The sequence below is a fragment of the Actinomyces sp. oral taxon 849 str. F0330 genome, from assembly GCF_000239715.1.
Classification (GTDB): Bacteria; Actinomycetota; Actinomycetes; order Actinomycetales; family Actinomycetaceae; genus Actinomyces; species Actinomyces johnsonii.
On record NZ_JH470364.1, the window covers coordinates 17,720 to 28,264 of the forward strand.

7 protein-coding genes and 1 pseudogene are annotated in these 10,545 nt (G+C 63.5%); 6 read left to right on the forward strand and 2 right to left on the reverse strand.

Going from position 1 to position 10,545, the window contains the following annotated elements:
• Positions 1 to 5: 5 nt before the first annotated feature.
• The 4 genes from HMPREF0975_RS16920 to HMPREF0975_RS15830 all read left to right on the forward strand — a co-directional run bounded on the left by HMPREF0975_RS16920 (position 6) and on the right by HMPREF0975_RS15830 (position 7,317).
• A complete protein-coding gene (locus HMPREF0975_RS16920; RefSeq protein WP_009234828.1) occupies positions 6 to 1,616 on the forward strand; it encodes a hypothetical protein in 1,611 nt (536 codons plus the stop codon).
• Positions 1,576 to 4,626: an FtsK/SpoIIIE domain-containing protein gene (locus HMPREF0975_RS13800; protein ID WP_009234829.1), complete on the forward strand. Its 3,051-nt coding sequence runs from the start codon at positions 1,576 to 1,578 to the stop codon at positions 4,624 to 4,626. Before HMPREF0975_RS16920 ends, HMPREF0975_RS13800 begins: the two co-directional genes overlap by 41 nt.
• Before the next feature lie 100 nt (positions 4,627 to 4,726).
• The gene (locus HMPREF0975_RS15825) at positions 4,727 to 5,068 is read left to right on the forward strand and encodes a hypothetical protein (RefSeq protein WP_156808324.1); all 342 of its coding nucleotides are present in this window, start codon (positions 4,727 to 4,729) and stop codon (positions 5,066 to 5,068) included.
• A 158-nt stretch (positions 5,069 to 5,226) separates the two neighbouring features.
• Positions 5,227 to 7,317, forward strand: a complete 2,091-nt coding sequence (locus HMPREF0975_RS15830) for a DUF6571 family protein (protein ID WP_009234830.1) — start codon at positions 5,227 to 5,229, stop codon at positions 7,315 to 7,317.
• Positions 7,318 to 7,703: 386 nt separating this feature from the next.
• Here the strand turns inward: HMPREF0975_RS15830 and HMPREF0975_RS13810 are convergent, their stop codons facing one another.
• Both HMPREF0975_RS13810 and HMPREF0975_RS13815 read right to left on the reverse strand, forming a co-directional pair.
• Positions 7,704 to 8,096, reverse strand: coding sequence for a hypothetical protein (locus HMPREF0975_RS13810; protein WP_009234831.1), 393 nt, complete (start codon positions 8,094 to 8,096; stop codon positions 7,704 to 7,706).
• A 78-nt stretch (positions 8,097 to 8,174) separates the two neighbouring features.
• Positions 8,175 to 9,039, reverse strand: a pseudogene (locus HMPREF0975_RS13815) (IS1634 family transposase); the annotation flags it as partial.
• Between the two features lie 947 nt (positions 9,040 to 9,986).
• Between HMPREF0975_RS13815 and HMPREF0975_RS17385 the strand changes: the two are divergent.
• Both HMPREF0975_RS17385 and HMPREF0975_RS17390 read left to right on the forward strand, forming a co-directional pair.
• On the forward strand, positions 9,987 to 10,334 hold the full coding sequence (locus HMPREF0975_RS17385) for a transposase (protein WP_083840809.1): 348 nt from the start codon (positions 9,987 to 9,989) through the stop codon (positions 10,332 to 10,334).
• A 41-nt stretch (positions 10,335 to 10,375) separates the two neighbouring features.
• Positions 10,376 to 10,537, forward strand: a complete 162-nt coding sequence (locus HMPREF0975_RS17390; RefSeq protein ID WP_009233810.1) for a hypothetical protein — start codon at positions 10,376 to 10,378, stop codon at positions 10,535 to 10,537.
• Positions 10,538 to 10,545: the final 8 nt, after the last annotated feature.

Sequence of the window (10,545 nt, forward strand, 5' to 3'; positions counted from 1 at the left end):
CGACCATGCAGTTGTTCATCAGTGTCCTGCGCCCCCTCGAGGAGGCTTCAGACGCCTGCGACCTCATCATCGTGGTCCCGGAGGACGCCGTGGTCGGCGATCTGGCCGCCGCCCTGGACCGTGCCCTGCCCGTCAGCGCACCGGGGCAGTCCCTCCGCCTGGTGGTCAGCGCCGGCGAACCGGTCGATGCCCCGCCATCGTCGCTATGGCACGGTCCCCGTCGCCTCGACCCGCAGGCCCCCATCGGCTCGGGCTCGATCCGCAATGGCATGCTGCTAGGGCTGGGCGCGGCCGTGCTCGACGACGTCGAGCCGGTCGGCGTCGTCGAGCTGCGCGTCATCGCAGGACGCGGGGCCGGCGCGGTCCACCGCCTGAGCCTGGGCGGCTACACCCTGGGCGGGCCCGAGGGGGACATCGCCCTGGAGGGCGAGGCCGGGCGGGAGAAGATCGCCGACCTGACGGTCTCCCAGGGCGGGCGGGTATTCCTGAGCCCGGTGCCGGGCGTGGCCGAGCGCATGGTGCCGCTCCCGCTTCCGCGCCGTCGTCCCCTGCCCGGACCGCTTGTCCTGGCCGCCAAGGAGGACGAGAAGCCCTCCAAGCGGAGGCGCCGCCAGAAGCGTCGCAAGCGCAAGGGGAAGGCGCCGGAACCGATTCTCAGCGGACGCGAGGTCCTGGAACCCGATGGCCAGCGCCATTTCCTGGAACTGGACCGGCGCCCGCTTAAGGGCGCGACCCTCTGGCCGGAGAAGGCGGTTCTCACGGTGGGGGAGAGCCTGCTGGTCCTGAGCCCGGTGCCCGCCGCCGACGCCGTGACCTCACCCACCCCGGGCGCACCGACGATCAACTTCAACCGTCCCCCGCGCCTGGCCCGCCCGATCCGGGTCACCAAGTTCACGCTGCCCCGTGAGCCCGAGCAGCCGCGCAAGCCGCCCTTCCCGTTCGCCATGATGCTCTCCCCGCTGGTCATGGGAGCCGGGATGTACCTGCTCACCAAGCGCATCTACTCGCTCTTGTTCATGGTGCTCTCACCGGTCATGATGATCGCCAACCAGATCCAGGGGCGCTCCTACAACAAGAAGACTTACAAGGACAACCTGCGCAAGTACGAGGATCAGCGGGATCAGGCCGAGGACGCGGCCTTCAAGGCGCTCACCGAGGAGCGGGGGCTGCGGCGCTCGGACGCCCCGGACCCGGCCGAGCTCCTGCTGCGCGCCACCGGGCCGCGGGCGGAGCTGTGGGAGAGGCGCCCCGCCGACCCCGACTGGCTGGATCTGCGGGTGGGGGTGGCGGACCTGCCCAGCGACGTCGAGGTGGACGATCCCGCTCGCGCCAAGCACGAGGAGCCGCTGCGATGGACGGCCCCGGACGTTCCCGTGACCGTGCACCTGGGGGAGCTCGGCGTCGTCGGCGTGTGCGGGGACAGGTGCCACGAGGTGGCGACCTGGTTGGCGGCCCAGGCCGCGGTACTGCACTCGCCGGCCGAGCTGCAGATGGTGCTCCTGGTGGAGCCGGTGCGCGGCGAGAACCCCGCGGGGCGCTGGGCCTGGGCGAGGTGGCTGCCGCACCTGCGCAACCGTGGAGGGGACGGGCGCCCGGGCCCGGGTCGGCGTCGATGATGAGAGCGTCGGCCGCCGCATCAGCGAGCTCGCTGACCTGGTGCAACGGCGCCTGGAGGCCTCCGACAACCGCGGCAGCGGGCGCTCCGAGAACGAGCAGGTCCTGGTGGTGCTCGACGGCGGGCACGCCCTGCGACTGCGCCCGGGCCTCATCCCGGTGCTGCGCCGCGGCCCCGAAGTCGGTGTGCGCCTGGTGTGCATCGACCGGGAGCGCACGGCCCTGCCCGAGGAGTGCCGGGCCGTGGTGGCCACAGGGCCCGCCGCGCCGTCGGTCTCCCAGACCGACGTGGAGGAGGTGGAGCGGGTGACCCTGGACATGGTGCCGGACGGGTGGTGCGAGCGGGTGGCCCGCGCCCTGGCCCCGGTCCACGACGTCTCCGCCTCCGGGGCGGACTCCACGATCCCCACCGCCTCGCGGCTGCTGGATGTCCTGCCCATGCCCGAGCCGGGCTCCGACGCCGTCCTGGCGGCCTGGCAGCGGTGCAGCCGCACGACGCGGGCGGTCATCGGGGAGGACGCCGAAGGGGACTTCTGGCTGGACGTGCGCGCCGACGGCCCCCACGCCCTGGTGGCCGGGACGACCGGCTCGGGTAAGTCCGAGCTGCTGCAGACGCTCATCGCCTCGCTGTGCGTGGGCAACACGCCCGAGGCCATGACCTTCGTGCTCGTGGACTACAAGGGCGGGGCGGCCTTCAAGGACTGCGCGCGCCTGCCGCACACGGTGGGGATGGTCACCGACCTCGACGGGCACCTGACCTCCCGGGCCCTGGAATCGTTGGGCGCCGAGCTGCGCAGGCGCGAGCACCAGCTGGCCGGGGCCGACGCCAAGGACATCGAGGACTACGTGGCTGCCATGGCCCCGGGTGACGAGCCGATGCCGCGGCTGATGATCATCATCGACGAGTTCGCCGCACTGGTGTCCGAGCTGCCGGACTTCGTGACGGGCCTGGTGGATATCGCCCGGCGCGGGCGATCCCTGGGGGTGCACCTGGTGCTGGCCACGCAGCGGCCCGCCGGCGTCGTCTCGGCGGAGATCAAGTCGAACACGAACCTGCGCATCGCCCTGCGGGTCACGGATGAGAGCGACTCCCAGGACGTTATCGAGGCGGCCGCTTCGGCCTTCATCCCGCCGTCGATCCCGGGACGCGCCTACGCCCGGCTTGGGCACGCGAGCCTGCGCCAGTTCCAGTCCTCCCGGGTGGGGGGACGGCCGCGGGGCGCCCTGCCCCGGGCCGCGCTGCGCTCGGCGACCCTGACCCTGGACGAGCTCTCCCGGCCGGAGGAGGCGCCCCCGGAGGTGGAGGAGGACGCCGCGATCCCCACGGACCTGGCCACGCTCGTGGACGCCATGGGGGCCGCCTACCAGGCGATGGGCAAGGAGAAGCCGCACAGCCCGTGGCTGCCGCCGCTGCCCGGGCTGCTCACCCTGGATGAGGTGGAGCAGCGGATGGAGGAGCTCGGAACGGACTCGCGCGCAGAGGGCTTCCTACCGGCCCTGCCCCTGGGGCTGGAGGACTTGCCCGCAGAGCAGGATCAGCGGCCCATGACCTGGGACTACACGCGCGCCGGTCACTTGGGGATCGCCGGCGCCCCGCGCTCGGGGCGCTCCAGCGTCCTGCGGGGGATCGCGGTGGCGGTGGCTCGCGCGGCCTCGGCCGCGGAGGTCCACATGTACGGGATTGACGCCGGCAACGGGGCGCTGCTGCCGTGCCTGGCGCTGCCGCATGTGGGGGCGGTGACGACCCGCGACCAGCCGGACCGGGTCCGGCGCCTGCTGGGACTGCTGGGCCGGGAGGTGGCGCGCCGCCAGCAGCTGCTGGCCACCCAGGGCTTCGCCTCGCTGTCCGAGCAGCGGGCCAAGGCGGCCGAGGCGGAGCGGCTGCCCTACCTGCTGCTGCTCATCGACCGGTGGGACAACTTCACGGCCACCTTCGACAATGTCGATGGTGGGGCCGTCATCGAGGGCGTGGAGAGCCTCATGCGCGAGGGGCCCGCCGTGGGATTGCGCGTGGTGATCGCCGGGGACAGGACCGTGTTCCGGGGCCGGTTCGGGATGCTGCTGGAGGACCGGCTGCTGTTGCGGATGCCATCCCCGGACGACTTCGACCTGGTGGGCATGAGGGCGCGCGAGGTGCCGCTGACCATGCCGCAGGGCCGGGCCTTCCGCAGCGGGCCCAGGCCCCGCGAGGTGCAGCTGGCGCTTCTGACGGCCGACGTCGACGGAACCGCCCAGGTGGAGGCGATCCAGGAGGCGGGGCGGCTCAGCCACGAGAAATGGGGAGAGATCCCCCGCGCGCTGTCCGCGGGCCACGTGGACGAGCTCCCGGTGGCGATCTCCGAGGACAAGGCGCTCGAGCTCGGGCCGCCGCTGGCGCCGGGGAATATCGCCCTGGCCGTGGGCGGCGACGACCTGGGGCTCATCCCCGTGTCCATGGACGAGATCGGCAACGGGGTGTTGGTGGCCGGGCCGCGGCGCTCCGGGCGCTCGACGGCGCTCATGTTCGGTGCGCAGAGGGCGCTGGATGGTGGGACGCGCGTGGTGCTGGTGCTGCCGCGACGCTCGCCGCTGATCGCCCTGGAGCGACGTGACGGGGTTCTAGGACGGTTGGGTCTGGAGTCCAAGCCTGATGAGCTCAAGGCTCTTTTGAAGGATGAGCCTGAGAACACGCTTATTGTTATTGACGATTTCGAGATTATGGGAGGCGATCATGCGCTCGGGTCCGTGATTGAGGAGCATTTGAGGACGTGCCGGGATGCAAATGGCGGTGTTCTGGTGGGCTGCGGAATCGATGAGGTGGCGGGTATGTACCGGGGCGTGGTGGCGCAGGTGCGTAAGACTCGCACGGGTCTGATTCTGGCGCCTAGGTCCTCTGAGGATGGGACGTATCTGTCGGCGAGGTTGCCTCGTTCCACCGGGGGCGCGGTTCCCAAGGGCCGGGGTGTCATGGTGACGGCCGGTGGCTGGTTGTGGGTGCAGGTGCCGAACACTGATCTGAAAACGATGAGGTAGAAAATGCATGAGGAGAAATCATTGAATGGCCGCCTAACACACTTACTTGTTTTGATTGCACACGAAGGTTGCGCTTGCGCTAAGAACGGATGTTGATGACATGGCGGAAAATAAAAGAAAGAAAGCAATCGAGGCTGTCAAAGAGCAGGCTGTCAAACTTCAAGGCGCTTTAGATCAAAGCCCTAAATCGGCAGGAGCGCCACCGCCGCTCCCTACGCCAGCAGGAGATCCTGGAGCGGTTAGCGAGTTTACCTCTGGATTGAGTGAAGGGTGGACATCGAAATACGCGAGTCAGGAGGAAGACAAAATTAAATCCTATGTAGCCAACATGCGTAAGTATATGAGTGAACTTACAGAGGTCATCGATACCACGTATGCCAGCCACAACGAACCTGACGTGCCAGAGGATAGCGACGATGCGATGAATAAGTGGGATTGGTGATGTCGATTTCTGCAAGACAATGATAATCTGCCGTTTTGACTAACTTGAGAATCGTCAAAGGATGTTTGAGTGTCGGGAACTATTGTGATGAACGCTGAATGCTGTGCGTGAATGTCAACGCTAGTTATAATTGATTTGATTAAACAAAGGGGTCGGTAATGGTGTTAGTTACTATAGATAGTGGAAAAGTGGGCGCTTTCGCCGAAGGATTAGATGAATGGGTTGAAAGTGTGCGTAGCCAACGCAAAAATGTGCATAGCGTACTCACGACATGGTGGACAACTCCTCCCGTGCCCGAGACGGAAACATATCTAAGCGAGACATCCCAGATCGAGCTATCTTCAGTGAGCTTAAATGAAATAGCAAAAGGACTCAAAGATAGACTAGAATTCGCTGTCCAAAAAAATTCGGATGGAAAGTATACCTACTATCTTCCTGAGGATGTAGAAGACAATCCGGAGAATGTAAAGAAGTATAACATTGACGCTAAAGATAAGGCCGAGAAAGATTGTGACGAGCTGGGTGAAGCAACATCTTCTAAAGACGGCAGGAGTCAACGAACGGGTCGTTCTGTCGATGAAATATTGGAGGATATGAAAGCAAACGAAAACAATCCGATATACGCCGATAGTTATATTTCTTACTGTGGGGGCGCAGAAGGGTATTTAAAATACTACAACCTAATGAAAAATTCGGTAGTTAGGATAACTGGGAACGATTCTGCTACGCCGCGGTTCTCGCGTATGCTGGCTACAGCTACACAAGATGAGGGGAGAGGACGCGAATTAGCTCAGCAATTTGGTGAAGCAGCCAAGAAAGAAGATCACGAACAAGATTCGCGCGTCGGAGCTCTTAATCGACTACTTCGCAGCGAGGATGCAGCTAATGGTCCTAGGTTTGGTACCACCTTCTTGGTTGACCTCGGTGGCATACTTGAAGACTGTCCGCTGCCAACGGAACGCACTATGGATAATCCTAACGATATTCCCGGAGCGCACGATCCTTTGTCAGGAGTTATGTGTGCGATGGCACGGAATCCTGAAGCTTCCGCCAAATATTTAGCACCTACAGATGAGAGCGGCAATATTAATGAGGAGGCGGGTAAATCTCGATGGAATAAACTTAAGAACAGAACCCATAGAGACGATGGAAGTATTTTTGAATTTACGGACGTTATGCGGTCAGCGTCGACCTTGCGAAACGACCCTACACTGGGAGCCCGGTCGACATGGGCTTCAGCGCGTGCGGTAGAGTATGCAGCTTCCCCTGAAAATGCTCAGTTGCTCGACAAGCATCCCGAGATGAAAAAAAATCTTTCGGTGGTTCTTGCTAACTGCAGAAAGGAGATCCATGAAATTGCGAATGGGGGGAGTGGGAAAGATCTGAATCTTACTCCAATAGGTGGAATGGATGAAACAGATGGTAAAAAAGAAACAATGAAGGCTGCTTTATATAATATCATGGATGATGAAGATGCTGCTAGAACAGTATCTGCTGCGGTGGCATTTTACGGCAAGGAGGAGGCTGGAAAAGCTGACGGATCCGTCAGCCTGGAACGTATCCAAGCCAAATATGGTGAGTTAAGTGCTGATCATGCCTTTCTTAGTAAAATTGCTCAGCAAAGAGTGGATGATATCAACGCAAAGAATGAGAAAGAAGCGGCTGAGCACAAGGCTGCTGTCAAATCTTCAGCTAACCTTGTAAGCGGTGCGTTCTTTGTAGTTGCAGGGGCGGCGGCTACCGTCGCCACTGGAGGAAACGTTCCTTTAGGATTCACGGCGGGTGCTGGTATCGCTCAGGTCGTGACAAACGAGACAATTAATGCTTACATGGATGAGCCTGATTCTGAGTCAGGCAAAAGAAAAAATGTTGACGTCCAGAGCCTTACTCCAGAAAAAATAGTTGATAGAATGCAGTCTCAAGCTTATGTTGAAGCCGCGCAGGCTGGCGTGATCCCTGGAGCTGAACTGCCAACAGGTGGAGATGAACAACTTAAGTATAAGAGTGAGGATGGGCAAGGAAATGTGATTTGGGATTATTGGGTAAAAAAGGATGCTGACGGACGTAATGTCGTAAATCTTCCACCGATCATTACCAGTGAGGTAAGTGAATCTGTGCATGACTGGAAAAATGATGCAGTTAAGAAGGGGTCGCCGGAGACGCAAAAAGCTTTCACGGACATCGATAATACTATTGGAACCAATGTAAAAGCCGCAGAAGATAGGGCAACAATGCGTAAACCAGCATAAAGATTCGAGATGTGAAATTAAGGTTATTGTGGAGGTCTAAAAGGCGGATGTTATTAACCCCACGACTACCTTCTCACGGCAGGCCGTGGCTCGAGTCGTCAAGGATGTGGCTGGTTTCAGGGATTGGCGGCATATGTGTCGCAGTCTGGCCGCGATCCTGTCGTTGGCGGTGGTCGACGTGCTAGCTGGCTGTCGTGCCCGAATGCCGATCTGGAGCGGTCGCAACTCTGACTTGCCTGGCCATCTTACAGAGGCTCCACTTGCAAGACGACCATGTACCGCCTATCAAGCTGGCCGTTTGTCGTGTACTCCGGGATTCGGACGCCTTCCGGGACTTCGCAGGGTAGAGGGGGTCGGACAGTCCGATCGTGGGCTGCCCGCCCCCTCTACTTCCAGTCGCTCAGGGCTCCTTCCAGGCGGCCCAGGGCAGCGTCGATGAGGCTGTGGGGCTGGTCGTTGGGGCAGCCAGCGTGCACCCAGCGTAGGCAAGCGTCGTCGAGGAAGCCCAGGTAGCCCCAGAAGGCGAAGTCGTCGCGGTGGCCCCGGCTGCCGCCGATCACCCCCGCCACTGCCGCCTCTCGCGCCTCCCGCCTCACCCGGGCCGCCTCATCGCCCGGGTCGTGCTCGGCCGGTACCTGGTAGGTCACCCAGCCAGGGGAGCGCTCAGCGATGAAGTTCAAATAGGTCAGCACCGAGGTCCGCACCCGATCCCGGGCCGACGACCCCTCCGGCAGGGCGTCGTCGGCCCGACGGGTGCGCTCGGCGAGCTCGTCGGTCACGGACTGTGGTAGCTGGGTGTTGAGATTGGTCTTGTCCGGTGAGGTGTCGGCATGGGTGCCCCTCCTGACTCATGACGCTTAGTGTGCCGGGGGTGGGGTGCTCAGGGCGGTGAGGATGTCGTTGGCGGTGTCGGTCAGACGTGGTGCGGCTGCGAGGTGGTGGCCGTTGAGGTTGATGGTGACCTCCTGCAGGCTGCGTAGCTCGCGCACGATCCTGGCGATGCTGATACCGGTGGCCTCCTGGAGGTAGCGGGCGACGGCCAGGGCGGCCATGACCACGGTCAGGTGGGCCTCGATGGCGTCTCGGGTGTGGTGGAAGACCGGGCGGGCTCTCAGGTCGTGCTTGCTCATCCGGAAGGACTGCCCGGGCGTGCCACAGCTCGTGATACGAAGAGACGACCTCACCGGCGCCCATCAGGCGGGACGGGATGTTGGTGACGTAGCCCTTGAGGCCCACCAGGGACCGGGCTCTGGCGATGGAGGCCTCATCGAGGACCTGATCGCCTTGATGGACGGTGACAAAACGCGTGCCCTTAGGGCGCTTCTCGCCGGCGATGACGGCCCGGGCGCGGTTGGCCTGAGCTGTGAGGGTCTGGTTGTCCCGGGCCGCTCGCTTCTTGGAGTAGGCCCACACCGCTCTCCATGAGCCTGGATGGGTGTGCGGGTCCCACACCGGCTCACGACGACTGCTGATGTCGCGCTGGCTCCTGGAGCCCCTCCTGGGGGTGATGGTGTCAATGACCTGGCTGTCGGTGAAGGCGTCCCCGTGCCAGTGGAAGTGGGCCTCCAGGTCGCCTGGGGCCCGGGTGGTGCGGGCGCCGACGATGAACCGCAGCCTCGCGTCGTCCAGGGCCGTCAGGTTGGCGGCCGAGAGCATGCCGGCGTCAGCGACGATGATGAGGTCCTCGATGCCGTGGGCGGCCTGGAAGGCCTCCGCGATGGGGGAGCCTGTTCAATGGTTTGTGTAAGCCCTTGTGGAAGGACTGACACTGATGACTGCTACTGATGATGACAACAGGGCTTCTGCTGGTGGTCGGGATGTGGTCGGCCAGCTGCGCTCGGCTGGGGCTGTGGATGGCTTGTTTGAGCAGAGCTGGTGCCGGGCAGGTGAGCATGACCGGGACTGATGGTCTGCTGCCGGCACTGCACCAAGGGAGGCCTTGGAGAGGGGCCTGGCCGCTTGGCTTGAGCGAGCACCTGGGTTACGACAGGGGCGAGCCGACCTCCCAGGCTCGTGGTAACGCCAGAAACGGAACCACGTCCAAGACGGTGGACTCGTCAGGATGGGGCCCTTTTGAGACCTGTGGTGCCCCGGGACCGGGTCGGGACCTTCACCCCGCGCCCGGGTAGCGCCATGGGCCAGCGCCGACCGGGGCGGCCTCGATGCGTGTGAATCACCAGGCCTGATGCGCCGGTGGAATGACGGTGCGGGATATCCAGCACCACCTGGCCTCCACGCTCAGCGTGGGCGCTCAGCGTGGGGACCATTTCGAGGATCACCGACGCGGTAGCCGATGCTGTCCTGGAGTGGCAGCGCCGCCCGCTGGAGGAGTCCTCTTCCCGGTGGTCTACCACGGGCGCGATTCGGGCCGATGGTCCGCGCCTGTTCACCGGGTCGCCTCCCGCTCGGCTCACATCGCGGTCGGGGCGAGGGATGGACGGCTGTCAAGCACGTGGCTTAAGTATCTGGGCCCCGGGCCCGGGGAGGGAGCCTCCCTCAAGGGCGGCTCGTGTGCGCTGAGCTGGCCAACAGGGGCGTCAAGGACGTCCTGATCGTAGAGGGGGCACCTCCCGCACGGGAGCGAAGCGCGCGGGGGAATGTGACGGGCTCACCGGCCTTCCCGAAGCGATCGCAGGCGGTCCTGGCCCCAGGCCACGGTCCAGACCTGTGTGGTCCACCTGATCCGTGCCCCTGGATGCGGTTCGTCTCCTACGGGGACCGCCGGAAGGTCGCGGCCGCTCTCAAGGCCGATCTGCACCGCTCCGAACCAGGAGGCCGCCTGGCAGGCTCTGACCGACTTCTCCGAGTCCGACATGGGGGTCAAGTACCCCCAGACGGTGACGACCTGGGAGCGGGCCTGGGAGCGATTCACTCCCTTCCTGGACTTCCCTCCGATGCTCAGGCGTGTCATCTCTCCCCCACTTCGTGGGAGGTACCCCCTCCACCAACAGTATCGAGACTGCGAGCTACCAGCTGCGCAAGGTTTCCAAGAACCGCGGCCACTTCCCCTCCGATGAGGCGGTGATCAAGCTGCTGTGGCTGGCGATCTGCGACACCTGTGGACAAGCGAGCCCGAGAACGCGACAAGGAGAAAGGACTGCCAGCATCCAAGCGCAGGGCCAAGGGCAAGCTCGTCGAAGGACAGATCACCACCGACTGGAACAAGGCCCTGGCCCAGCTCACCACCGCCTACCCCGACCGAATCAACCCCTACCTGTAAAACGCTTA